We start from the raw sequence: 23548 nt of genomic DNA on the forward strand, positions 1-23548 counted from the left end.
ATTAGACGCGCAAAGATCGCTGTGGCACTTTTTGAATTGCTGCATGCATTTGTCCTTTGATCGAGGTCGATAAAGGACAAGTGCAGCAGGTTGAGACGATGCGGGAAAATTAACGAATGCGGCGCACTCTGTAGGTGCAAGGAGAAGCGCCAGCTACGACGCCCGCATTGATGACAAATTTCAGCAACCGATGCTTGTAAGATGACAAGGGGGCAGATTCAGTCGAGTGATAGGACTTTTGGCCGGGCAGATATCGGACTTTGGTCTGGAAACAAAAGCTACATTTCTACGTTAGAATGAATTCTCATGCTGGTTGTATCGAGGCATGGGTGATTGGGGCGATCACGACATCAAGAGGCACACGCATTAGATGCACCGGATCGCAGGAAAGCACGTTGGCAACGATAGCGCGCAGTCCTTGACGGCGGACGCATTGCTGCAGAATCCGCAGTTCCTCGGAGTGCTGCAGACCAGTGCCCGTGCGCTGATTGCCGTCAACGACCTATTTCCGCGCATCGCGCGCCTGGTTTCCTCGCATCGGAAATGGATGCTCACCCATGCAGCCTATGCCCTGCACCTGGAACGGGATCCGAACGATCCAGAGACCGGCATCACGGCCGCGCGGCTCCTGAAATTCGTGCATGAGACGGGCGGCGCGAGCCGCAACACCGCAGCGGCTTTCCTTGCGGAACTCGTCACCTACAAACTGCTCCGGCCGGTGGCGGGCGGTCACTCCAGGAGAACGCGCCCTCTCGAACCGGCCGGATCAAGCGAGAATGCCATGCGCCTCTGGTTCAAAAGCCAGATGAGCACGCTCGACCTTCTCGATGGAGGCAGCAGGGCAATTGAGGCCGAAGCCGACTCCTCGATCTTCGAACGTGCCCAACCGCTGGCCGTCAAACGGCTGCTTTCGGACCCGAATTGGACCGAGCCGCCGGCGGGCGTTGCGGTCTTTGCCTGCGCCGAATCCGGCGGCGTGATCCTCGACGACCTCATGGGGCGACCCGCGACTCTCGCTCCTCCGTCAGACAAGGTCTGGGTCGAGGTCAACCTCGCGAGTCTTGCCGATCACTATCTCGTTTCGAACACACATGTTCGCCGCTTGTTCGCCCGTGCGGAAGCCGCTGGCCTAATCGGCAAGGCTCAGGATGGCAGGCGCGGGCGTTATTGGATGAGCGCCCGGCTAATCGAGGAGTACGCCCACTGGCAGGCGATCAAGCTCGAAGCGCTGGCAAGCGCCTTCGATCAGGTCACTGCTTCCCGCCCCTGAGAATTCCCATCAATCGCGCGCCGCGGCAAAGCGCGGGAGATCGTCACGGATTTCGTAGTAGTCGCCCTGGTCTGCACAAAAGATGTGATAGCCGGGCTCGAGCGCGGTCGGCTTCTCGAATGCTCCGGCAAGGATCGAGGTATAATCGAGCCCCTCCGCCTTCCAGAACAGAGCCGATCCGCAATGACGGCAGAAGCCGCGCCGCGCTTCGCCACTGGAGCGATACCAGGTGATCTCGTCGGAGCCCTCGATCTCCATGTCGCTGTCGAGCACGTTGGTGGCCGCATAGTAAAGCCCCGTCTGCTTCCGGCACTGCGAACAATGGCAGAAGATCAGTTCCCGCAACTTCCCCCGCGTCTTGAACCGCACCGCGCCGCAAAGGCAGCCGCCTTCGTGGATGTCCTGCATTCCATTCTCCATGGCAACAAAAAGCCGGGCCAGCTTCTATGGGCTTGCCCGGCCCTGTCAAATTCAGAAGATGCGCTGAAGGTTCAGATATTTTGAACCAGGACAGAATCAGCCGTTGACGACCATCCTCTTCTCGTCCCGGCCGCCCTTCATGCGTTCGGCGAGCAGGAAGGCGAGTTCGAGCGCCTGGTCCGCGTTCAGGCGCGGGTCGCAATGGGTGTGATAGCGATCCGCCAGGTCGTCGCCGGAAAGTGCCCGCGCGCCGCCGGTGCATTCGGTCACGTCGTTGCCGGTCATCTCGATATGAATGCCGCCCGGGTGTGTGCCTTCCGCCCGATGTATCTGGAAGAAGCTCTCGACTTCCGACAGGATCCGCTCGAACGGCCGCGTCTTGTAGTTGTTGAGCGTGATGGTGTTGCCATGCATCGGGTCGCAGGACCAGACGACCTTCTTGCCCTCGCGCTCGACGGCACGGATCAGGCGTGGCAGATGTTCGGCAACCTTTTCATGGCCGAAGCGGCAGATCAGCGTCAGCCGCCCGGGCTCGTTGGCCGGGTTCAGCAGATCGATCAGTTCCAGGAGACCGTCGGCCGTCAGCGACGGGCCGCACTTCAGGCCGAGCGGGTTCTTGATGCCACGGCAATATTCGACATGGGCATGGTCCGGCTGGCGCGTACGGTCGCCGATCCAGATCATATGACCGGAGGTGGCGTACCAGTCGCCCGAGGTTGAATCCACCCGCGTCAGCGCCTGCTCATAGCCGAGCAGCAGCGCCTCATGGCTGGTGAAGAAGTCGGTCTCGCGCAGGCTCGGATGGTTTTCCGCGGTGATGCCGATCGCCTTCATGAAATCCATGGTCTCGGAAATCCGGTCGGCGAGCTTGCGGTAGCGTTCGGCCTGTGGGCTGTCCTTGACGAAGCCGAGCATCCACTGATGCACGTTTTCCAGGTTTGCATAGCCACCCATCGCGAAGGCTCGCAGCAGATTGAGGGTCGCGGCCGACTGGCGATAGGCCATGATCTGCCGTTCCGGATTGGGCACGCGCGCTTCTTCCGTGAACTCGATGCCGTTGATGATGTCGCCGCGGTAGCTCGGCAGCGTCACCTCGCCCTGCTTCTCGACCGACGAGGACCGGGGCTTGGCAAACTGGCCGGCGATGCGGCCGACCTTGACGACGGGCTGCTGCGCGCCGAAGGTCAGCACGACGGCCATCTGCAGGAACGCACGGAAGAAGTCACGGATCGTGTCGGCGCCGTGCTCTGCGAAGCTTTCGGCGCAGTCACCGCCCTGCAGAAGGAAACCGCGGCCCTCCGAGACATTGGCCAGGGCATGCTTGAGACGCCGAGCCTCGCCGGCAAAGACGAGCGGCGGATATTTCGCAAGGCGCTCTTCCACGCTCTCGAGCACTGCGAGGTCCGGATAGTCCGGCACCTGCTGAATGGGTTTCTGCCGCCAGCTGTTCGGGGTCCAAGTCTGTGCCATTTCCATCACCTGTTATCTGACGCGAACGGATCCGCGCCTCGCCATCGCGGCCCTCAAGGCCGCCCCGGAATTCGGGTTGCATCTTCCGCATCGGCAAGCCGGCCGATCCACGCCGCCGCCTCCGCCGCGAGCCAATGCCGTGGCGGATGCGGGCTTATAAACGTTAACAAGAGCCTTGGAAAGTCATTCCACCAGAAAACATCAGCCTCCCGTTTGGCACGGAGGAGCGGCTCATGCCACCCTTTCGCCGTTTCGCACGCGATAGCTCGGCCGGTACATCGTCACGAGCTCTTCCGCCGCCGTCGGATGAACAGCCATGGTGCGGTCGAAATCATCCTTGGTGCAGCCGGCCTTGAGCGATATTCCCAGCAATTGCGCCATTTCGCCGGCATCGTGGCCGAGGATGTGCGCGCCCGCGACCTTGCGGTCGGCGGCATTGACGAGAAGCTTTATGATCATCTTTTCCTTGCGCCCGGAAAGGGTCGCCTTCATCGGCCGGAACTCCGCCCGGTAGACCTCGATCTCCTCAAAGGTCCGCGCCGCCTCCTCTTCCGTCATGCCGACCGTGCCGATCTCCGGCTGCGAGAAGACGGCCGTCGCGATCAGATCATGGTCAGGCGAGGTCGGGTTGTTCCTGTATTCCGTTTCGATGAAGCACATCGCCTCGTGGATCGCCACCGGTGTCAGCTGCACGCGATCGGTGACGTCGCCGAGCGCGTAGATGCCGGGCGCCGTCGTGCGCGAATAGGCGTCGACCATGATGGCGCCCCGCTCGTTGGTCTTGACGCCGGCCGCTTCCAACCCGAGGCCCTGCGTGTTGGGAACGCGGCCAAGGGCGAGCATCACTTGGTCGACGACGAGTTCGCCATGCTTCATCGTCCTTGCGGTGCGCCGGCCGTCCGGCCCCGCGGACACCGACTGGACGATGTCTTCGCAGAGTATTCGGATGCCCTTCTCCTCCATCGCCGCGTGCAGGCCGCGCCTGAGGTCTTGATCGAAGCGGGAGAGGATTTCCTTGCCGCGATAGACCAGCGTCGTTTCAACGCCGAGCCCGTGGAAGATATTGGCAAATTCGACTGCGATATAGCCGCCGCCGGCGATCAGGATCGATCTCGGGAGTTCGGGCAGGTCGAAGGCCTCGTTCGAGCTGATGCAGAGTTCGTGCCCCGGCAACGCCTCGTGGGGAGTGGGATGTCCCCCGACGGCGATTACGATACGTTCCGCCGTAACCGTCTTGTCGCTTGCGCTCAGGCGCACCTCGTGAGGACCGACCAGTTCCGCCCGTGTGTCGAAGATTTCCGCGCCGGCACCGGCGAGGCCCTTGCGATAGAGGCCCTCAAGGCGGGTGATTTCCTGCTCCTTGGCGGCGACCAGCGCCTTCCAGTCGAAGCGTCGCTCCCCCACGGTCCAGCCGAAACCGGCCGCATCCTCGAAATGCTCCGAATACTGCGAAGCATAGACGTAGAGCTTCTTCGGCACGCAGCCGCGGATGACGCAGGTGCCGCCATATCGAAACTCCTCCGCGATCGCCACCTTCTTGCCGAGCGAGGCCGCCAGTCTACCGCTTCTCACGCCGCCGGAGCCGCCGCCAATCACGAAGAGGTCATAGTCGAAAGCGGTCATGGAAAGCTCCTCAAGCAACGAAAGATCGGATGAAGCCATCGGTCGTCGAACCTACAGCGCCGCGCCTCTTATAAGGCGCGCAAAGGTCGCTGTAGCACTTTGAACTGCTGCATGTCCTTGTCCTTTAATCGAGGTCGATTAAAGGAGACATGCAATAGGCCCCGGTAATGCGGCGGGCGACGGCAGTCACCTTTGCCCTGATATAGTATTGCGGTGCAAAAAAAGAAAAGCCCGGATCGCTCCGGGCTTCGTCGGATGATCGAGCCAAGCGGCCTCTCGCCGCCTTTACTGGGCGGGCGCCTGTGCTGCGGGCAACGAACCGATCTTCTCGTCAAGCGATTTGGTCGCCTCGTTGGTGAGGTCCCGCGAAACGCCGGATGCCCAGATGTCGGCTGCTTTCAGCAGCTCGCGCGAAGCAATCGGGCCATCGTTCAAGAGCTTCTTGCCGGCGGGCGAGCTGTAGAAGGCGGTGATGGCGTTCAACTCGTCGATGGTGAAGGTCCTGGCGTAGATGGCCGCAGCCTCGCGCTCGAGATCCGTCCGGCGCGCAGCAAGTCCGAGGGCCTTCTCGTCGACCGTGGCGGTGATCAGTTCCTGATGGTTCGGCGACGCCTGGATCAGCGTGTTCTTCAGCCGCTCGGCCAGGTTGGGCAGGATGTTGTCGAAGCTGTTGGTCACGCCGAGCGCGGCAATCGTCGCGCGTGCCGCCGTGATCTGGTCCTCCGTCACGTCCTGCGCGTGTACGGCCGGAACCGATGCGGAAAGAAGAACGGCTGCGGTTGCGAATGCGCGGGCGAGACCTGCAATTTTGTTCATTTTTATCCATGCTCCTGTGTTGGCGCACGCCGCCCCGGCCATTTGCCGCTGCCAGGCCCGCATGCGCGGAAATTCTTCACTCGTCGCCGCCCCGCGGGCGCCCGACCGGCGCTGTAAACCCGCTCAGGCCGACGTCAGGATACGCGCCCCCGACGGGCCGGCGATAAACGCCAAGGTTGCAATTCCGATAAACAGCCCGTGTTCGACCACACCCGGAATGGCATTCAGCTCCGATGCCAGCGCCTCTGCATCAGGAATACGGCCAAATGATGCATCCAGGATGAGGTGTCCCCCATCGGTCATGAAAGGTCCGTCGCCCGAGGCCCGCACGACGACATCACCCGTCAGACCCAACCGAGAGGCCACCCTCTCGATTGCAATCCGTGTCGCAACCTGCCCGAACGGATTGACCTCGATCGGCAGCTTGAAGGCGCCGAGCACGTCGACCACCTTCGATTCGTCGGCGATGACGATCATCCGCTCGGAAGCGCACGCGACGATCTTCTCGCGCAGCAGCGCCCCGCCGCCACCCTTGATCAGACGCAACTTCCTGTCGACTTCATCGGCACCGTCGACCGTCATGTCCAGTTCCGGCAATTCATCGAGCGACTTCAGCGGTACGCCGAGATCGAGGCAGAGCCGAGCCGTGCGTTCCGACGTCGGCACGCCCACGACGCGGAAACCGGCGGCGACCTTTTCAGCCAACAGCCGTACGAATTCCTCCGCGGTCGACCCGGTCCCGATCCCGAGCCGCATTCCGTCTTCTACATAGTCAAGCGCCGCTTCGGCGGCCTTGATCTTCATCTGGCGGGCGTCCATGCGCCATTCGCTCCTCTGATGCCAGAACGGTAGTGTGACCAACCGCCCCGTCCAAATTCCGCCCAGACACTTACACGCCCGTCGCGGCAAACAAAAGCCAAAATGCGCGGCCTGCCCTGGATTCCGGCTGCGTTGCCGACGTACAGCGCCGCGCGTCTTTTCAGACGCGCAAAGGTCGCTGCAACTCTTTGAATCTGCGCATCGCGTTTTCCGAAAATCGGGTACGATTCTCTGGCCGATGCGCTGTGTCTCCGTTGCATTCCGGCGGGACTTCGCCTACGCGAATGGACAGGATATTGCAGAACGAGGCTTCCCTTGTCCCCACCTCTTGTCGTTTTCGATCTCGATGGCACGCTCGTGGATACCGCGCCGGACCTCGTCGCCAGCCTCAACCATGTGGTCACGCAAGCAGGCATCCAACCGGTTACCTATGCTGACCTCACTCATCTCGTGGGTCACGGCGCCCGCGCCATGATCGAGCGAGCCTTCGCGCTTCGCGGCAGGGCGCTCGGCGAAGAGGACCTCGCCTCGCAGATGAAGGCCTTCGTTGAGTTCTATCACGGCTCGATGCCCGGCGAATCCCTGCCCTACCCGGGCCTCGTGGAGGCGCTCGATCGGCTGCAAGACGCCGGCCTGAAGCTTGCCGTCTGCACCAATAAGCCGGAAATGCTGGCGAAACGTCTGCTCGACGGCCTTGGCCTCGTCGACCGCTTTGCAGCGATCGCCGGTGGCGACACGTTCTCAATGCGCAAGCCGCACGCCGAACACCTGCTTTCGACCGTCGCCAATGCCGGAGCCAGCGCCGAGCGGGCCGTCATGGTCGGCGACAGCCTCAACGATATCCTGGTCGCCCGCAACGCGGCCGTGCCGTCGATCGCCGTACCATTTGGCTACTCCGACGTGCCGATCGAAAGCCTGTCGCCCGACCGCATCATCCAGCATTTCGACGAACTGACGCCCGAGCTCGTCAAGACGATGCTCGAACGCAGAAAGTAAACCGGCCTCCGGCGATCAGCGGACCTCATCCCGCTGAACCCACGTGGGAGCCCCCTCGGGGGGCCTCCACGCTTGTCCGAGCCCGTCACCCCTCGGCGTGCCGCGCCTTGCGCGTCGCCTCGAAAGCCCGGTTCATGTACATGTCGCGGTCGTAGACGTCGTTGAAGTATTCGACCTTGCCATCCTTGTTCGGCCACGCCGTGAAATAGGAGACATAGACCGGGATGGTCCTCGGAACCGGCAGCGCCTTGTTGCGTCCGCTGGCGATTCCGCTCGCGACCTCCTCCATGCTGACGCCGAGGACGGCGGCCGCCATGCGGCGCGGCTCCGAGAGGCGCACGCAACCATGACTTAGCGCCCGCTGGTCGCGCTTGAAGAAGCTCTTCGAGGGTGTGTCATGCATGTAGATCGCATGCGAGTTCGGGAAGAGAATCTTGAGTTCGCCAAGCGCGTTGTCGCTGCTCGGCGGCTGGCGGACCGAAACCGAGGCCGTCGAGCCGTACCAGTTCACGGCCGAGGACGACACGGTGCGGCCGCCAATCTCGACTTGGTAGCCCATGCGATCGAGATAGCCGGGATCATTTCTGAGCTTAGGCAGCATCTCGTTCACGATGATCGACTGCGGCACGCCCCAATAGGGATTCACCTCGACGGTCTCGATCTTGTCCTGGAAGAAGTAGGTCTGGTTCGCCTTGGAGCCGACGACCACCCGCATGGAGAACTGCTCCGTGCCGCCTTCGGTGTAATAGGCCATGAAAGCCGGCTGATTGATGAAGACATAGCGATCGCCGAGCCCATCCGGCAGCCAGCGCGCCTGTTCCATTGCGATCTCGAGCTTGTCGATCTTGGTCGCCGCCGTCTCGCCGCCGGTCAGGGCGCGAATCGATGCCTGGCCGACGATGCCGTCCGGCTTCAGCCCGCTTTCCTTCTGGAAAGCCTCCACGAGCGAAACCAGCTCAGGCGTGTATTCCGGCGCGCCCTGGTAGCCCGCGAGCACCACGGCATGCTCCGCCTTCAGCGTCTCCGACGCCTTCAGCCTTATGCCCGCCACGATGTTGGCGAGCTCCGGATTGCTGTCGCCAGGCTTCAGCAGCGTCCCCGGCGCGATCTCGACGCGCGGGGCTGCATCCGTTTGGGCGCGCAGCCTTTCGAGTTCCTGCTTCAGCGCCAGGAACTGCGGGCTCTTCGGATTCTGCTCCTCGATCAGCGCCGCCACGTCGCTCGTCATTGCCAGCTGTTCGAGAAAGCCGGCAAGATCGACCGTCTTGCGCTTGAAATCGTGATAGCCGGAAATCCTGTTCGGATCGATTCGGCCGCGCACCGTATCCTGGACATAGGTGAGCACCGCAGCGGACATGGCGATTTCGAAGCGCACCAGATTCTTTTCGCGCGCGATCATGTCACCGCCATCGAACGCGTCGGTAGGGACCGTCACCGCATAATCGGCGGGATCGAGGCCGACCTTGGCGGCCTCCTTCAGCACAGCGAGCGCTGCTTTCGCCCGAGAATTGACGCCACTGCCGGCGATCCAGAGAAAATCCTGCCGTCCGCCATAGAAGCTCTCAATCGCCTTCGCCACCCCGGCCGGCGCACTGACGTCGACTTCCGGCAAAAACCGACGCGCATTCGCAAGCGGCACCCGCAGCATCGGCGGCAGCCCATAGCTCCCGACGGAGCCGGTCACGACCGGATCCACCAGCCGATCCGTCGCAACTCTGCGCAAAGGCTCTGCCTTGTAGGTATAGTAGCGAGGGCCGGAGATCTTCGGCGGCGCCACTGCCCTCTGCTCCGGCTGCAGCATCGTATCGAAGCCAGGCATCGGCTGGCGAGGCTGGACCTGCTCGGGTGCAGCGCGTTTCTGGCCGCCGCGGATGAAATCCATCAGGGTGATTGCCGACGCGGGTCGGACATCCATGGTGGCGATTGCACAGCCACTCATGAGCGCAACTATCGCTGTCGATTTGAAAATGTTCATAAGAATAGAAGTCCCCGTATCGCGTTGCCGCCGAACTCGGCCGCTGCCAGATTCTCGCCACGCCCTCGTGCCCGAAGACTTATAGAAAAGGATGGTGAATGAAAAGGAAACGGCCCTCGCCCAAACGACCGGAGATCTGACAGCGCCCGTTCTGAAACAGCTCATCCAAGACTCGCGCAAATCGAAGCAAACATCTGTTTTTCTGCGAATATATAACCATCCTCTACTTTCGATTGTTCCCGTTGGAACAAAGCGTTACCCGAGGAAGACGCCGATTGTGGCTGAAAGGACACAGGAGCGGTTGCGCAGAAGCGGGCCTGCGCGGCGGCACGAGGCGAACCCTCGGAGCCGATGCCGCATCGCAGCAATTCAAACGATTGTAGGACTTTGCGAGCCCATGCCGGCCCTTTACAAGCCGCCGATGCCGGGGCAGAGAAATGCCCGGCATATGGCGGCGCGCGTCCTACCGGACGCAGCATGTCGCCGTAGCAGTTTGAATTGCTGCATGTCTTCTCCTGGATCGGCTCCGGCTCAGGTGGCGTGCAGCGCGGGAGGACCACCGGCTCAGACCGGATTCTCGCCCGGCTTGATGAACCGCAGGACGAAGGCAGGTATCACAATGACATCCATGCGCACGGAAACAGATACGTTCGGCCCCATCGAAGTGGCGAGCGACCGCTACTGGGGCGCCCAGGCCCAGCGCTCGCTCGGCAACTTCAAGATCGGTTGGGAAAAGCAGCCGCTTTCCGTCGTCCGGGCGCTCGGCATCGTCAAGCAGGCGGCGGCGCGTGCCAACATGGCGCTCGGCCGGCTCGACCCGACGGTCGGCGCTGCCATCGTCGAGGCGGCGCAGGAGGTGGTCGACGGGAAGCTCAACGATCACTTCCCGCTCGTCGTCTGGCAGACCGGCTCGGGCACCCAATCCAACATGAACGCCAACGAGGTAATCTCGAACCGGGCCATCGAGCTGCTCGGCGGCGTCATGGGCTCGAAGCAGCCGGTGCATCCGAACGACCACGTCAATATGAGCCAGTCTTCGAACGACACCTATCCGACGGCCATGCACATCGCGTGCGCCGAGCGCGTGATCCATGACCTGCTGCCGGCTCTCAAGCACCTGCACAAGGCGCTCGAAGAGAAGGTCAAGGCCTTCGGCCATATCATCAAGATCGGCCGCACGCATACGCAGGACGCGACGCCGCTCACCCTCGGCCAGGAATTCTCCGGCTATGCGGCCCAGGTCGCCTCCTCGATCAAGCGGATCGAAATGACGTTGCCGGGCCTTTGCGAACTCGCCCAGGGCGGTACCGCCGTCGGCACCGGCCTCAATGCTCCGGTGGGCTTCGCCGAGAAAGTGGCCGAAGAGATTGCCGCAATCACCGGCGTCGCCTTCACCTCCGCGCCGAACAAGTTCGAGGCGCTGGCCGCGCATGATTCGATGGTCTTCAGCCACGGCGCGATCAATGCGACCGCCGCCGCGCTCTTCAAGATCGCCAACGACATCCGCTTTCTCGGCTCCGGCCCCCGCTCCGGCCTCGGCGAACTGGCGTTGCCGGAAAACGAGCCCGGCTCGTCGATCATGCCGGGCAAGGTCAACCCGACCCAGTGCGAGGCGCTGACGCAGGTCTGCGCCCAGGTGTTCGGCAACCACGCCGCCCTTACCTTCGCAGGCAGCCAGGGCCATTTCGAGCTCAACGTCTACAATCCGATGATGGCCTATAACTTCCTGCAGTCGGTGCAACTGCTCGCCGACGCCGCCATCTCCTTCACCGACAATTGCGTCGTCGGCATCGAAGCGCGCGAGGACAACATCAAGGCGGCCCTCGACCGCTCACTGATGCTGGTCACCGCCCTGGCGCCTAAGATCGGTTACGACAACGCCGCCAAGATCGCCAAGACGGCACATAAGAACGGTACGACGCTGCGCGAGGAGGCCGTGGGCGGCGGCTATGTCACGAATGAGGAATTCGATGAGATCGTCCGTCCCGAAACGATGATCGGCCCCGCCTGAAAGGATGAAAGGACCGCGGCGCTGCAGGCGCCGCGGCTTCTCCGGCCTGCTCACCCCATGCCGGGCAAAACCGTTGAGCTTCTGAAATTGTTCAATTTGTATTTGTGCGAACAAGCAATTGTTAAGACTCCGACAATCTTTTGCCCCTAAAAAATAACGATCAATTAGAGCCTATTATTTTAGGGGGCATGCAGATGCATACGGCAACCTCAAACAGGACGCCGACGCCCGATATTGCCGCGCAGATCTCCCACGCCATGCGCATGATGGGGGTAGCGCCGATACCGCGCAATTACGAGCTATATTACGAGGCTTATCTCGGCTCGGACCCGCAGCTTTCCAAGGAACTCGCAGCACTCGGAAGCCGCGCGACGCAGGAGGAACTCGACGCGATCGGAGCCCGGCACTTCAGCCACATCCACCACTCGCGCGGCATCGAGCGCGCCCACAGCACGATGGTGGCCAAGCTTTCCGAGCTTCTCAACCTCCTCAAGGACGAGCAATACGCGCTCGAGAGCTACAACAAGGTTCTCGATGAAGCCTATCTCAACATGACGAACAAAAGCGCGGCGAGCGTCGACATCCTGCGTCACGCGATCGGCATCCTCAACGAGGCGACCGCGGACACCATGAACCAGGGAAAGGAGCGCGTGCAGAGTGTCGTCCAGAAATCGGTGGAGATGGAGGCGATCCGCCAGGAGCTCGACGAATACAAGCGCATCGCCAACACCGATTCACTGACGCGGCTCGCCAATCGGCGCGCCTTCGACGAAAACCTCGCCGCGATTTACAACAGCGAGCACCTGCGCAACTTCACCGGCCTGCTGCTCGCCGACATCGACCATTTCAAGAAAATAAACGACAGTTTCGGCCATCCCGTCGGCGACAAGATCCTTGCGACCGTGGCAAACGTCATCCGCGCCAACCTCCGCCGGGAAGCCTTCGTCGCTCGCACGGGCGGCGAGGAATTCGCGATCATCCTGCGCGACAGCACCCAGGAAGAATGCCTCCAGGCAGCGGACCGGATCCGCACCGTTCTCTCGAGCGCGCCCTTCAAGCACACCAAGACCGGCGTCAGTTACGGCGCCGTCACCCTCTCCGTCGGAGTCTGCATGGCGACCGCCGCCGACGATCCGGTCGAGCTCTATAACAAGGCCGACATCGCCCTCTACGCCGCGAAGAATGCCGGCCGCAACCGCACGGTGCTCTTTGAGGAAGGCATGCGCAAGGACGCCGGCCGCAACTGGCTGATCTATCGACGGTAGCCCTTCAAGCCCAATGGCGGGCTCGGCAAGCAATTCCGCGGACGCGACCCAACCTCGGCCCCATTGCGGCGAATCGACCAATGACCTGCTTCGAACGGCTCTGTAGAGGGCTGCCGAAGCACGGCGAACGCCCGCGCCGCTTCCAACCGAAGCCGGAATCCCCTGGAACACCGTGCATCTTCGCAGACACGCAAAGATCGTGTTAGCCTTTGAACTGCTACACGTATTTGTCCTTGAATCGAGGGCGATCGACATCGACATGCGGTAGGATTCTGCGACTGCAATCCTGACGTGCGTGAGGAGACATATCCCCCATGATTGACTTTTCCCTTGGGAAACTCGCAATCCTGACCGCCGCTGCGCTACTCATCGGCGCGAGCGCCCACGCGGCCGATGGTGATGCACAGGAGGCGCTCAAAAGCGCCGTCGACGAAGCGATCCGGCCCATCATGGCAGAACACAAAGTTCCGGGCATGGCCGTGGCGATCACCGCCGAGGGCGGGCGGTATGTCTTCAACTATGGGGTTGCCTCCAAGGAAAGCGGGCAATTGGTCACCGACGACACGCTTTTCGAAATAGGCTCGATCAGCAAGACCTTTACCGCGACTCTCGCGGCCTATGCGCAGGAAAGCGGAAGCCTCTCCCTCTCCGACCATGCCAGCCAATACCTGCCGGAGCTTGCCGGAAGCAGCTTCGACGAGATCAGCCTTGTCGATCTCGGCACCTATACGGCCGGCGGGCTGCCGTTGCAGTTTCCGAATACTGTCACGGATGACAACGTGATCGCCTATTTCAAAAACTGGCGCCCTGAATATGCCCCCGGCACCTACCGCCGCTATTCGAACCCGAGCATTGGCCTCTTCGGTCATCTGGCGGCAAAAAGCATGGGCAGTTCCTTCGTGGACCTCATCGAAGGGGAACTCGTGCCGATGCTCGGCCTCTCGCACACCTATATCCGGGTTGCCGAAGACAGGATGGCGGACTACGCGCACGGCTATTCGAAGGACGACAGACCCGTTCGCGTGACTCCCGGCGTCCTGGATGCGCAGGCCTATGGCATCAAGACGACCGCAGCCGACCTGCTCCGGTTCATCGAAGCCAACATCGACGGTTCGAAGCTGGATGAAAGGCTGCAACGGGCGATCACCGCTACGCACGTCGGATATTACCGGGTCGGCGAGATTGTTCAGGGGCTCGGATGGGAGATGTATCCCTACCCGACGGAATTGGAGCAGCTGCTTGCCGGCAATTCGCGCAAGATGGCCTTCGAACCCAACAAGGCAGCGAAGCTCGCTCCGCCGCTGCCGCCGCGCGGCGACAGCCTGATCAACAAGACGGGATCGACGAACGGATTCGGCGCCTATGCCGCTTTCGTGCCCGCAAGGGAAATCGGCATCGTGATCCTGGCGAACCGAAACTATCCCATCCCGGCGCGTGTGAAGGCCGCATACCGGATCCTCAAGGCGCTGGACGGAGCAAAGCCGCTGCGTTGACAATTGGTGGAGCGACGGGCAAGCATCGCCACACCACGTGCGAAGATCACCCGCAGCCGCTCAGGGTAGCGTGCGCATCGGGTCAAATAAGTCAGGAGGACTCATGGGCCTGTCAGACATTTTCGGTCGACTGGTTGCGCTGATCGGGGCCGTTGTAATCCTTTGGCGACGCCAGGACGGTGATGCACTGGATCCGGCCTATGGCAGCGCCCCGAAAATCCCGACGGCCAAGCCGCAGGGCATTCCGACCCTCAAGATGCCGACAGCCAGGGGATGGTCCCCGAAACAAACGCCGACTGCAGCGGCCGGGCTCAAGGTAAACGCATTCGCCGCCGGGCTTAAACATCCCCGTTGGATTCACGTGTTGCCGAACGGCGACGTACTGGTCGCTGAGGCATTGAGCGAGCCGGGGGGCATCAGCTCGGTCTTCGACTACGCCATGTTCAGCACGATGAAGCGCGCCGCCGCAGTGGGCGCAAGTCCAAACCGCATCACGCTGTTGCGCGATGCGGACGGCGACGGCGTGGCCGAAATACGTGAGGTATTCCTCGACGGTCTCAATCAGCCGTTCGGCATGGCCTTGCTGGGCGATACGCTGTATGTCGGCAACACGGACGGGGTGGTCGCATTCCCGTATAGGACGGGCGACACGCGGATCACCGCGCCAGGGCGACGGCTGACGGATTTCAAGGCCGGCGGGCATTGGACGCGAAGCCTGCTTGCCAGTCGCGATGGACGAAAGCTTTTCATCGGCGTCGGCTCGCTCAGCAATATAGGCGAGCACGGCATGGCGGCGGAGGAAGGGCGCGCCGCCATCCACGAGCTCGACCTCGAGAGTGCTGAGCGCCGCATATTTGCCGCCGGCCTGCGCAACCCGGTGGGCATGGCGTGGGAGCCAACGACCGGTGCCCTCTGGACCGTGGTGAATGAGCGCGATGGCTTGGGCGACGAGACCCCTCCCGACTATCTGACATCCGTGCGCGACGGCGGCTTCTATGGGTGGCCCTATTGCTACTGGGGGCAGACCGTGGACGACCGCGTGCCCCAGGACCCGGCGCTGGTCGCTGCCGCCATAGCACCGGACTATGCCTTGGGCGGACACACGGCGTCGCTCGGCCTCTGCTGGCTTCCCGCAGGCACCCTGCCTGGCTTTACGGACGGTATGGTCATCGGGCAGCACGGTTCCTGGAATCGCAGCACGTTGAGTGGCTACAAGGTTGTTTTCGTGCCATTCGTGAATGGACGCCCGGCCGGGCTGCCGCGCGACATTCTGACCGGTTTCCTTTCGCCCGACGAGCGGGCGTCCTATGGACGGCCGGTCGGAGTGGCCATCGGCCCGGACGGCTCCCTGTTGGTGGCAGACGATGTCGGCGACGTGATCTGGCGCGTGACGGGCGAGGCGGCGCGCGGCTGAACACGCGGCGGTGCAGCCGTGACGATAGAAAGGCATCGACCAATGATGGCCGGATCGAGGAACCGTCCGGCTGCGCCCACACCGTCCGCCCCGCGGGCGAAGCCTTCATCGCCGTGACGCCGCCGGCGGCGGTTGCGAGGAGCCTTGACAACGGCATGTAAGTGGAACCTTCCACCGCTCTTCAGCGTTGAATCTCGGCGGCGCCTGTTGGAGGGGAGAAGATCATGTCCTTTCGAGATATCGTCGTGTATCTGGATGCAGGTCGACACACCGCCAACCGGGTCCGTACGGCGGCCGATCTTGCCACGAGACACCATGCCAGGCTCGTCGGCGTCGACATCAGCACGACGACGGCTCTTGAAGAAGCGCTCGCCGTGCAACGGGAATTCGTGAGGGCGCTGCAGGGAACGACTATCGATTTCGAGTATCGAAAAGCCTCGCCGGAGGCGCGGACTGCGGAGGAGCTCTATTCTCATTGCGCGGACCTCCTGGTCGCCACGCAATCGAATCCCGACGATCGCCATCTCTCCAATCCGGCGGTACCGGAGGACGTTCTTCTGAGTGCCGGGGTCCCGATGCTGGTGCTTCCCGCCGGCTGGACAGCCGAGAATCCAATCGGGAACAACGTTGTCGTCGCCTGGAATTTCAGCCGCGAGGCAACGCGCGCCGTCCACGACGCCCTGCCGATCCTGAGCCAGGCGCAGAAGGTCTATCTCTTCATCTACGCTCCCAACTACAGCGAGGAGAACGAGGACGTCCAGGACATCAAGGCGCACCTTGAACGTCACGGAGCCAGGGTCACCCTGGCCGGTTGGCGCGACCGCGGCGAAACGGATATGGCCAGCGCCCTGTTCGCGGGCCTCGATCGGGAAGATGCGGACCTTATCGTATGCGGGGCCTACGGCCACTCACCCCTTTCCGAAGCCATCTTTGGTGGTGCTACCAAGACCCTGTTGGGCAACGTCTCCATGCCAGTGTTGATGTCCCACTGACTACAGCGCCGCGCGTCTTATTAGACGCGCAAAGGTCGCTGTAGCACTTTGAACTGCTGCATGTCTTTGTCCTTTAATCGAGGTCGATTAAAGGAGACATGCAGTAGCGGCAGCCGCTTAAAGCACGGACAGCATGCCGCCGTCGACGTAGATGATTTGGCCGTTGACATAGTCGGATGCCGATGAGGCAAGGAAAACCGCCGTGCCGACGAGTTCTTGCGGCTCGCCCCACCGGCCGGCCGGCGTGCGGCTCTTCACCCAGGCGTCGAACTGCGGATCGTTGACGAGCGCCTCGTTCATGTCGGTCAGCATGTAGCCGGGCCCGATGGCATTTGCCTGAATGCCGAACTTGGCCCATTCTGCGGCCATCCCCTTCGTCAGCAGCTTCACTCCGCCCTTCGCGGCGGTATAGGGAATGACCGTGGCGCGCGCGACTTCGCTGGTCAGTGAGCCGATGTTGATGATCTTGCCGCGGCCACGGGGAATCATCCGACGCGCCGCCTCGCGGCCGCCGAGGAAGGCGCTGGTCAGATTGGTGTCGATGACGCGCTGCCAATCGGCAAGGGAAAGCTCGACAAGCGGCTGCCGGTGCTGAATGCCCGCATTATTGACGAGGATGTCGACCTCCAGGCCTTCGTCGTCGAGGCGTTCGAAGGCGTTCCTCACGGCGGACTCACTTGTCACGTCGAATACCGCCTCCAGTACCTGATGACCCGCATTCCGCATTTCTTCCGCGACAATCGCCACGGCCTTTTCGTTTCGACCGTTGAGAACGACCCTGGCACCGGCGTCGCAGAGACCCTGCGCGATGGCGCGACCGAGCCCGCGGGACGATCCGGTCACCAAAGCCGTACGGCCCGTAAGGTCGAAGAGTTTTCTGGTCATCAGTATCTCCCTCAAAGCTCCGAGCGGCGGCAGATCAGATCCGGACGCAGATAGACCTCAGGCAGCAGATCCGTGCCGAGGCCCGGCCCTTGCATCGGCAAGACATAACCGTCCTTGATCGTCGGCACGACCGTCACGAGTTCCTTGTACCAACCGGTATAGAAAGCCCGGACCGACTCCTGGATCAGTGTGTTCGGCTGGCTGAAGGAGGCGTGGATTGCCGCTGCAAAACCGACGGGGCCGGTGCAATCATGCGGCGCGAAGGGGCGATGATAAGTATCGGCAAGAGAAGCGATCTTGCGCCCCTCGGTCAGGCCGCCCGTCCAGCAGAGATCGACCATCACCACGTGGGCGGCGTTCCGCTCCAACATGTCCTTATAGGGGAAGCGCGAACCAAGCGTCTCGCTCGCACAGACCCAGACATCCGTTGCCGCCGCATATTCGGCCAGCGCCTGCGGCGAGTTCATGCGGATCGGATCTTCGTACCAGGTGGGGGAATAGGGCTCCAGTGCCCGGGCGATCTTCTTCGCTGTGGGAAGATTCCACAACGAATGGAACTCCACCATGATTTCCATCTTGTCGCCGACGGTCTTGCGGATCTTCTCGAAGGGCTCGATCGCCTTCTTCATTTGCTCCGCCGTGATGAAGAGGCCGCGGTTTTCTTGCGCCGGCGGATCGAACGGCCAGATCTTCATGGCCGAAATGCCGCTTTCAAGCAGATTTTCGGCAAGCGCACCGGCATCGGTCATGAAGCCGGCCAAATCTTCATAAGGTCCCTCGCCGGCGCCAATGTTCCAGGTGTCCACCGGGCGGATATTGTGGCTGCGGACATAACCGTAACCGGCGCAGGTGTTGTAGACGCGCAGCCTGTCCGTGGCCAATCCGCCGAGCATCTGGTGTACCGGCTGACCGCATACCTTGCCGAAGAGATCCCAGAGCGCGATGTCGATCGCAGAAGCGGCGCGATATTCGACGCCTGTCGACGCCTGCGCCATCGGGAGGTCGGTCATGACCCGATTGAGCGCCTCGATGCGCAACGGGTCCTGGCCGAGTAGGCGGCCTGCCAAGGTATCGTGAATATGAGCCTCGACGGCCCCGGCGCCGTAGAAGGTCTCGCCAAGGCCGATCGTGCCCTCATCCGTGTGAACGCGAACCCAGAGAACGTTCGAAAACTCTTCCGTTCTCAGCGTTTCCAGTGCGGTGATCCTCATGCGTTCCTCCCTTGGCAGCCTGAAACCCCGCTCCGGCCATCCGGCCTGGCTCTGCCGCGGGCCGGCGGGTCGGGAATTGACATACTATGATATTCTGTGAAATATCACTTCCGATCGCAATACGTTTTCGGAGCGCATTTTGCAAGGGAGACCGCTCAAGGAGAGAGGCAAAGCCGCCAAACCCTCGGCCATTTCCGAGGCTGCAAACGCTTGGCCGCTCGAGCATGGGCGCGATCTGACGGCGCTCGCCTACGAGCGGATAGAGGCGCTGTTCGTTTCCATGCGCATTGTGCCGGGCGCCGAAATCCGCACGCAGGACCTTCAGGCAATGGTTGGTATCGGCCGCACGCCGGTGCACCAGGCCGTGCGCAGGCTCGCAGCCGAAACGCTTCTGGAAATTCGTCCGCGGAACGGCCTCCGCGTCGCGCCGATCGACCTTTCGCGGGAAAAGCGCCTCGCGGAACTCAGGCGCGATCTCGACCGCTTCGTCACCGCGGCCGCCATTCGCAATATGACCTCCAACGATCGGGCCGCCCTTCATCACCTGAAGAGGAAGCTCGAAGCCGAGGGGCCGGCGATGACGGTCGACAGTTTCAATTTCATCGACAAATCGTTCGACGACCTCCTGATCCGAGCGTCGGGTGAGCGATTTCTTGAACGTGTACTGAGCCCGCTCCACGCCATCGGCCGGCGCAACGGCTACCTGCATCTGACCCATATAAGTGGACCCGATGGCCTCTCGCGCACTGTCGAGCGCCATGTCGCCATCATGGAAGCCGTGCTTGCGGGCAATGCGGAGAGGGCCTGCCAGGCATCGGACGAACTGATCCAGTTCGGCATTTCCATGCTCGTCGAGCTCGAGGAACAGATCGATCCGGCCCTGCTGGACATCCGTTTCCCCACCACCCACAGCGTTGCCGGCCCATTCGCGCCGGCCAGTGACGGGAGTTCTGCGCCGCCCGATTAGAACGCGATACCCACAACGGATCATCCAAGGGAGGAAAGATCATGAGACGTTTTCTGTTCAATACCGCAGCCACGTTCGTGGCGGTGCTCGGCCTGGCCGGCGCGGCCGGCGCACAGGAGTATTCGTTCCGGTTCCAATCATCGGACCCGGCCGGCAACCCCAATTTCGAATACCAGAAGGGCTGGACAGACCTGGTTGCCGAGCGCTCGGGAGGCAAGGTGAAAATCGAGCTTCTGCCAGTCGGCTCGGTCGTCGAATACAATGAAACTCTCGACGCCGTGGCAGGCGGCATTCTCGATGGACAGATCTGCGATTCCTCCTATTGGGCCGGCAAGGACCCGGCCTTCGGCCTGATTTCGAATCCCGTTGGCGCCTGGTCGGACCCGTCGCAGATGATCGATTTCGTCGAAAACGGCGGCGGCAAGGAAATCATGCAAGAACTGCTCGGCTCCTACGGCCTGCACTTCATCGGCGTCTCGACCCCGGGCCTCGAGGCGTTCGTCTCCCGCGTGCCGCTTGACGGCGTCGACGACCTCAAAGGGGTCAAGGTGCGCTCGCCCGAGGGCCCAATTGCAAACGTATTCGCCGCGGCCGGCGCGGCCCCCGTCAACCTGCCTGCCTCCGAAGTTTACACATCGATCGACAAAGGCGTGGTGGACGCGGCCGACTATTCCGTGTTTTCCGTCAACCAGCAGCAGGGCTTGAACAAGGCGGCGCCGCACCCGGTCTATCCCGGCTTTCACTCCTTGCCGCTCGTCGAAGTATCGATGAACAAGGCGAAATGGGACGAATTGCCCGACGACATCAAGAAGATGCTCGAGGAAACGGTCAAGGAATTCCAGCAAACCCAGATCGAGGGGTTGAAAAAGGCTGATCAGGCCGCACTTGAGGAAGCGAAGGCCGATGGATCCATAACCGTGCACGACTGGTCGGCCGAGGAGCGTGCAAAGTTCCGCAAGATCGCTGTTGCGGAGTGGGAGCGCTTGGCCAAGACTTCGCCGATGGCGCAGAAAGTCTTTGATACCCTAACCGCCTACCTCAAAGAAAAAGGCCTGTTGTAACAGGCTCTGGGCGGCCCACCGGCTGGGCCGCCTTACCTTGATATTGGCTAGAGCGGGATGCGCTCACATACGTTCGCGCCACCGATCTATCTGTTTGTTTTGCCGCATTTGTCCGACGTCAGGTGATTCCACGTGACCGCAAAATGCTCTACAGCGCCGCGCGTCTTATTAGACGCGCAAAGGTCGCTGTAGCACTTTGAATTTCTGCATGTCTTTGTCCTTTAATCGAGGTCGATTAAAGGAGACATGCAGTAGGGAGAGAAGCGATGGCCGATCATTCTCGCACGAGAGAAGAGATAGATTTGGCGGCGACAAGCGAGGGCATCGCCGCCCCGGCTCCCGAAGCCGGCCTTATGGGGCGGATCGTGGACAAGGTCGCATACGTCTTCGCAGCCGGCATCGTCGCAGCCGCACTCATCCTGCTGATGGAGGTTTTTCTGCGCTATGTGCTCAACAGCCCCACCATCTGGGCGCATGAGACGACGGTCTTCCTTTGCGGATCCGCCTTCGTATTCGGAGGACTTTACTGCACCTGCCGGAACAGCCATATTCGCGTGGTCTTGATCTACGACCACTTGTCTCCAAAAGCGAGACGGATCGCGGATATCGTGATCTCGCTGGTTTGTGCACTTGCGAGCGGCTTTTTCGCCTACGCCGCCTACCACATGGTGACGCGCGCGGTCGTTACCCCGGCCGGCGAAATACGCCTCGAAACGACGGGAAGCGCGTGGAGCGCACCGACCCCTGCCCTGATCAAGATCTTCATCTTCGTCACGATGGTCTTGCTGGTCCTGCAATTCTTGATCCTGGCTTTCAACTATGCCCGCAGCGACCGGAGAGATTAGCCCATGACAGACTTCCTGGATGTCGGCTTCAACCTGCAGGCGCTTGGGATTGGTTGGGGCACGACGGTGATGTTCGTGCTGATGGTGGGCTTGCTGTTGACCGGCATGCCGCTGGCCTTTGTGACGCTGCTCGTCGCGCTCATTTTCGCCCTCGGCTGGTTCGGCCCGATGTCGATCCCGCTGATCACCAGCCGCGTATACTCCTTCGTCATGAACTTCGTGTTCGTCTCCGTGCCGATGTTCGTGCTGATGGCGGCGATCCTCGATCGCTCCGGTATCGCGCGCGATCTGTTCGACGCAATGAAGCTTTTCGCCGGCCGCATCCGCGGCGGTGTCGCCGTACAGACGATTTTCGTCTCGGTCATTCTCGCCGCCATGAGCGGCATCATCGGCGGGGAGATCGTTCTGCTCGGCCTCATCGCCCTACCGCAGATGCTGCGCCTCGGCTATGACCGGAGCCTGGCGATCGGCGTCGTCTGTGCCGGTGGGGCGCTCGGAACGATGATCCCGCCGTCGATCGTCCTGATTATCTACGGCCTGACCGCCAATGTCTCGATCGGAGAGCTGTTCACGGCTGCGTTCATCCCCGGCTTCATGCTGGCCATGTTCTATGTCGTCTACATCCTGGCCCGCGCCTATTTCACGCCTCATGTGGCGCCGCCAGCGGACGCTGCGCCGATCCCAACTGCCGAAAAGATCCGACTCCTCAAGGGATTGGCCTTGCCGATCCTCGTGGTTTTCATCGTGCTCGGTTCGATCTATGGGGGCATCGCCTCGGTAACCGAAGCCTCCGCCATCGGTGTCGGCGGCGTGGTGCTGTCGACAATCCTGCGCGGTGAGTTCTCCTACGCCCTGCTGCGCGACGCGGCGATGCAGACACTGGCGACCGTCGGCATGATCGTCTGGATCGGCATTGGTGCGACAGCGATCGTCGGTGTCTACAACCTGATGGGTGGCGTCAACTTCGTGTCCGGTCTCATCACAGGCATTTCCGACAATCCGACGGTCATCATTCTTTTCATGATGCTCATTCTCTTCGTCCTGGGCGCCTTCCTCGACTGGGTCGGCATCGCTCTGCTCACGATGCCGATCTTCGTGCCGATCATCAAATCTCTCGGCATGGATCCGGTCTGGTTCGGCGTGCTCTTCTGCATGAACATGCAGGTTTCTTTCCTTTCCCCGCCATTCGGCCCCGCCGCGTTTTACCTCAAGTCGGTTGCCCCGCCCGGCATCACGCTCGGCGTCATTTTCAAATCGCTGCTGCCGTTCATCATGCTTCAGATTCTTGCGATTGCGGTGCTCATAGCTTTTCCAGGGATAACGGGACGATAAGCCCTACAGCGTCGATTACCATGTGCTGGTCTTGGCTCCTCTCGGTCCATCCACTACCACATCGTCTTCGCCGCACGGACTGCCCATTCGCGATCATAGCTATCCTTGTCGAAATCGGCTTTTGCCGCCTTCAGAAGGGCGCCGGGCGTCGGTAGCGACTTCGGATCGGCGAAGCGTTCGGGGTTCCACAGCTGCGAGCGCAGCAGCGCCCGGGCGCATTGGAAATAGACCTCGCCGATCGTCACCACGACGACGCTGCGCGGGTGCTTGCCGTCGACTTCGAAAGATTTCGTCAGGTCGGGGTCGACACTCACGACGGCCGTGCCGTTGATCCGCATGGTCGTGTTCGAACCCGGAACGAGAAACAGCAGCGCCACCCGCGGATCGCGGACGATATTTTCAAGGGAATCGACGCGGTTATTGCCGCGCCAGTCGGGGATCAGCACGGTCCGGTCGTCTGCGACACGGACGACGGATCGATCGTCACCGCGCGGCGAGCAGTCGAGCCCTTCCGGCCCAACGGTCGCCAATGCGGCGAAAGGCGACGCCTCGATCATCTGACGGTATTCGGCGGTGAGTGCCGACGTCACCTTGACGATCGATGCCTCGCTTGATTCGCCATAGAGCGCCCTCAACTCCTCGACTGTCCCGACAATCGTCATGTCTCCCTCCGCGGTTCGTCC

Annotated in this window: 20 protein-coding genes; 11 read left to right on the forward strand and 9 right to left on the reverse strand. The window is 61.8% G+C overall.

Going from position 1 to position 23548, the window contains the following annotated elements:
- Positions 1-370: 370 nt before the first annotated feature.
- Positions 371-1270: a hypothetical protein gene (locus AC4P1R_RS07745; RefSeq protein WP_069458452.1), complete on the forward strand. Its 900-nt coding sequence runs from the start codon at positions 371-373 to the stop codon at positions 1268-1270.
- A 9-nt stretch (positions 1271-1279) separates the two neighbouring features.
- Here AC4P1R_RS07745 and AC4P1R_RS07750 read toward each other — a convergent pair whose 3' ends face one another.
- The 5 genes from AC4P1R_RS07750 to rpiA all read right to left on the reverse strand — a co-directional run bounded on the left by AC4P1R_RS07750 (position 1280) and on the right by rpiA (position 6418).
- The gene (locus tag AC4P1R_RS07750) at positions 1280-1678 is read right to left on the reverse strand and encodes a GFA family protein (protein WP_069458451.1); all 399 of its coding nucleotides are present in this window, start codon (positions 1676-1678) and stop codon (positions 1280-1282) included.
- Between the two features lie 108 nt (positions 1679-1786).
- Positions 1787-3160 carry a class II 3-deoxy-7-phosphoheptulonate synthase gene (locus tag AC4P1R_RS07755; RefSeq protein ID WP_069458620.1) on the reverse strand — a complete coding sequence of 458 codons (1374 nt, stop codon included), beginning with the start codon at positions 3158-3160 and terminating at the stop codon, positions 1787-1789.
- Positions 3161-3391: 231 nt separating this feature from the next.
- Positions 3392-4783, reverse strand: a complete 1392-nt coding sequence (gene gor / locus AC4P1R_RS07760) for a glutathione-disulfide reductase (protein ID WP_492177603.1) — start codon at positions 4781-4783, stop codon at positions 3392-3394.
- Positions 4784-5068: 285 nt separating this feature from the next.
- Positions 5069-5599: a DUF2059 domain-containing protein gene (locus tag AC4P1R_RS07765; RefSeq protein ID WP_069458449.1), complete on the reverse strand. Its 531-nt coding sequence runs from the start codon at positions 5597-5599 to the stop codon at positions 5069-5071.
- A gap of 123 nt (positions 5600-5722) precedes the next feature.
- Positions 5723-6418, reverse strand: coding sequence for a ribose-5-phosphate isomerase RpiA (gene rpiA / locus AC4P1R_RS07770; protein WP_492177604.1), 696 nt, complete (start codon positions 6416-6418; stop codon positions 5723-5725).
- 315 nt (positions 6419-6733) lie between these two features.
- On the opposite strand from rpiA, the gene AC4P1R_RS07775 reads away from it, so the two are divergent.
- Positions 6734-7414 (forward strand): HAD family hydrolase, encoded by a 681-nt coding sequence (locus AC4P1R_RS07775; protein WP_492177605.1) that lies wholly within the window; start codon positions 6734-6736, stop codon positions 7412-7414.
- Between the two features lie 85 nt (positions 7415-7499).
- On the opposite strand, the gene AC4P1R_RS07780 is transcribed toward AC4P1R_RS07775, so the two are convergent.
- Positions 7500-9389 carry a L,D-transpeptidase family protein gene (locus tag AC4P1R_RS07780; RefSeq protein WP_492177606.1) on the reverse strand — a complete coding sequence of 630 codons (1890 nt, stop codon included), beginning with the start codon at positions 9387-9389 and terminating at the stop codon, positions 7500-7502.
- 589 nt (positions 9390-9978) lie between these two features.
- Between AC4P1R_RS07780 and fumC the strand changes: the two genes are divergently transcribed.
- The 5 genes from fumC (at position 9979) to AC4P1R_RS07805 (ending at position 16564) form a co-directional block, all read left to right on the forward strand.
- The gene (gene fumC / locus AC4P1R_RS07785) at positions 9979-11400 is read left to right on the forward strand and encodes a class II fumarate hydratase (RefSeq protein ID WP_492177607.1); all 1422 of its coding nucleotides are present in this window, start codon (positions 9979-9981) and stop codon (positions 11398-11400) included.
- Between the two features lie 194 nt (positions 11401-11594).
- Positions 11595-12665, forward strand: a complete 1071-nt coding sequence (locus AC4P1R_RS07790; protein WP_492177608.1) for a GGDEF domain-containing protein — start codon at positions 11595-11597, stop codon at positions 12663-12665.
- Between the two features lie 314 nt (positions 12666-12979).
- The gene (gene ampC / locus AC4P1R_RS07795; protein WP_492177609.1) at positions 12980-14158 is read left to right on the forward strand and encodes a class C beta-lactamase; all 1179 of its coding nucleotides are present in this window, start codon (positions 12980-12982) and stop codon (positions 14156-14158) included.
- 103 nt (positions 14159-14261) lie between these two features.
- The gene (locus tag AC4P1R_RS07800; protein WP_069458442.1) at positions 14262-15572 is read left to right on the forward strand and encodes a PQQ-dependent sugar dehydrogenase; all 1311 of its coding nucleotides are present in this window, start codon (positions 14262-14264) and stop codon (positions 15570-15572) included.
- Positions 15573-15796: 224 nt separating this feature from the next.
- Positions 15797-16564: a universal stress protein gene (locus AC4P1R_RS07805; RefSeq protein WP_069458441.1), complete on the forward strand. Its 768-nt coding sequence runs from the start codon at positions 15797-15799 to the stop codon at positions 16562-16564.
- Positions 16565-16681: 117 nt separating this feature from the next.
- On the opposite strand, the gene AC4P1R_RS07810 is transcribed toward AC4P1R_RS07805, so the two are convergent.
- Positions 16682-17449 (reverse strand): SDR family oxidoreductase, encoded by a 768-nt coding sequence (locus AC4P1R_RS07810; RefSeq protein WP_492177610.1) that lies wholly within the window; start codon positions 17447-17449, stop codon positions 16682-16684.
- Between the two features lie 11 nt (positions 17450-17460).
- Positions 17461-18660 carry a mandelate racemase/muconate lactonizing enzyme family protein gene (locus AC4P1R_RS07815; RefSeq protein ID WP_492177611.1) on the reverse strand — a complete coding sequence of 400 codons (1200 nt, stop codon included), beginning with the start codon at positions 18658-18660 and terminating at the stop codon, positions 17461-17463.
- Positions 18661-18799: 139 nt separating this feature from the next.
- On the opposite strand from AC4P1R_RS07815, the gene AC4P1R_RS07820 reads away from it, so the two are divergent.
- The 4 genes from AC4P1R_RS07820 (at position 18800) to AC4P1R_RS07835 (ending at position 22865) form a co-directional block, all read left to right on the forward strand.
- Positions 18800-19627 carry a GntR family transcriptional regulator gene (locus AC4P1R_RS07820; protein WP_492177612.1) on the forward strand — a complete coding sequence of 276 codons (828 nt, stop codon included), beginning with the start codon at positions 18800-18802 and terminating at the stop codon, positions 19625-19627.
- A gap of 41 nt (positions 19628-19668) precedes the next feature.
- Entirely contained in the window at positions 19669-20688 is a 1020-nt protein-coding gene (locus tag AC4P1R_RS07825; protein ID WP_069458438.1) for a TRAP transporter substrate-binding protein, read from the forward strand.
- A 266-nt stretch (positions 20689-20954) separates the two neighbouring features.
- Entirely contained in the window at positions 20955-21533 is a 579-nt protein-coding gene (locus AC4P1R_RS07830; RefSeq protein ID WP_083265316.1) for a TRAP transporter small permease subunit, read from the forward strand.
- A gap of 3 nt (positions 21534-21536) precedes the next feature.
- The gene (locus tag AC4P1R_RS07835) at positions 21537-22865 is read left to right on the forward strand and encodes a TRAP transporter large permease (protein WP_192803757.1); all 1329 of its coding nucleotides are present in this window, start codon (positions 21537-21539) and stop codon (positions 22863-22865) included.
- 53 nt (positions 22866-22918) lie between these two features.
- Here AC4P1R_RS07835 and AC4P1R_RS07840 read toward each other — a convergent pair whose 3' ends face one another.
- Positions 22919-23527 (reverse strand): pyridoxamine 5'-phosphate oxidase family protein, encoded by a 609-nt coding sequence (locus AC4P1R_RS07840; RefSeq protein WP_151611318.1) that lies wholly within the window; start codon positions 23525-23527, stop codon positions 22919-22921.
- Between the last annotated feature and the right edge of the window lie 21 nt (positions 23528-23548).

This window comes from Sinorhizobium sp. Y406, from assembly GCF_058732025.1.

Coding starts and splice junctions, on each gene's coding strand:
- AC4P1R_RS07750 (WP_069458451.1), bottom strand. CDS start 1,678: ATGCAGGACATCCACGAAGGCGGCTGCCTTTGCGGCGCGGTGCGGTTC.
- AC4P1R_RS07825 (WP_069458438.1), top strand. CDS start 19,669: ATGAGACGTTTTCTGTTCAATACCGCAGCCACGTTCGTGGCGGTGCTC.
- AC4P1R_RS07805 (WP_069458441.1), top strand. CDS start 15,797: ATGTCCTTTCGAGATATCGTCGTGTATCTGGATGCAGGTCGACACACC.
- AC4P1R_RS07755 (WP_069458620.1), bottom strand. CDS start 3,160: ATGGCACAGACTTGGACCCCGAACAGCTGGCGGCAGAAACCCATTCAG.
- AC4P1R_RS07810 (WP_492177610.1), bottom strand. CDS start 17,449: ATGACCAGAAAACTCTTCGACCTTACGGGCCGTACGGCTTTGGTGACC.
- AC4P1R_RS07780 (WP_492177606.1), bottom strand. CDS start 9,389: ATGAACATTTTCAAATCGACAGCGATAGTTGCGCTCATGAGTGGCTGT.
- AC4P1R_RS07815 (WP_492177611.1), bottom strand. CDS start 18,660: ATGAGGATCACCGCACTGGAAACGCTGAGAACGGAAGAGTTTTCGAAC.
- fumC (WP_492177607.1), top strand. CDS start 9,979: ATGAACCGCAGGACGAAGGCAGGTATCACAATGACATCCATGCGCACG.
- ampC (WP_492177609.1), top strand. CDS start 12,980: ATGATTGACTTTTCCCTTGGGAAACTCGCAATCCTGACCGCCGCTGCG.
- AC4P1R_RS07790 (WP_492177608.1), top strand. CDS start 11,595: ATGCATACGGCAACCTCAAACAGGACGCCGACGCCCGATATTGCCGCG.
- AC4P1R_RS07840 (WP_151611318.1), bottom strand. CDS start 23,527: ATGACGATTGTCGGGACAGTCGAGGAGTTGAGGGCGCTCTATGGCGAA.
- AC4P1R_RS07745 (WP_069458452.1), top strand. CDS start 371: ATGCACCGGATCGCAGGAAAGCACGTTGGCAACGATAGCGCGCAGTCC.
- AC4P1R_RS07765 (WP_069458449.1), bottom strand. CDS start 5,599: ATGAACAAAATTGCAGGTCTCGCCCGCGCATTCGCAACCGCAGCCGTT.
- rpiA (WP_492177604.1), bottom strand. CDS start 6,418: ATGGACGCCCGCCAGATGAAGATCAAGGCCGCCGAAGCGGCGCTTGAC.
- AC4P1R_RS07800 (WP_069458442.1), top strand. CDS start 14,262: ATGGGCCTGTCAGACATTTTCGGTCGACTGGTTGCGCTGATCGGGGCC.
- gor (WP_492177603.1), bottom strand. CDS start 4,783: ATGACCGCTTTCGACTATGACCTCTTCGTGATTGGCGGCGGCTCCGGC.
- AC4P1R_RS07830 (WP_083265316.1), top strand. CDS start 20,955: ATGGCCGATCATTCTCGCACGAGAGAAGAGATAGATTTGGCGGCGACA.
- AC4P1R_RS07835 (WP_192803757.1), top strand. CDS start 21,537: ATGACAGACTTCCTGGATGTCGGCTTCAACCTGCAGGCGCTTGGGATT.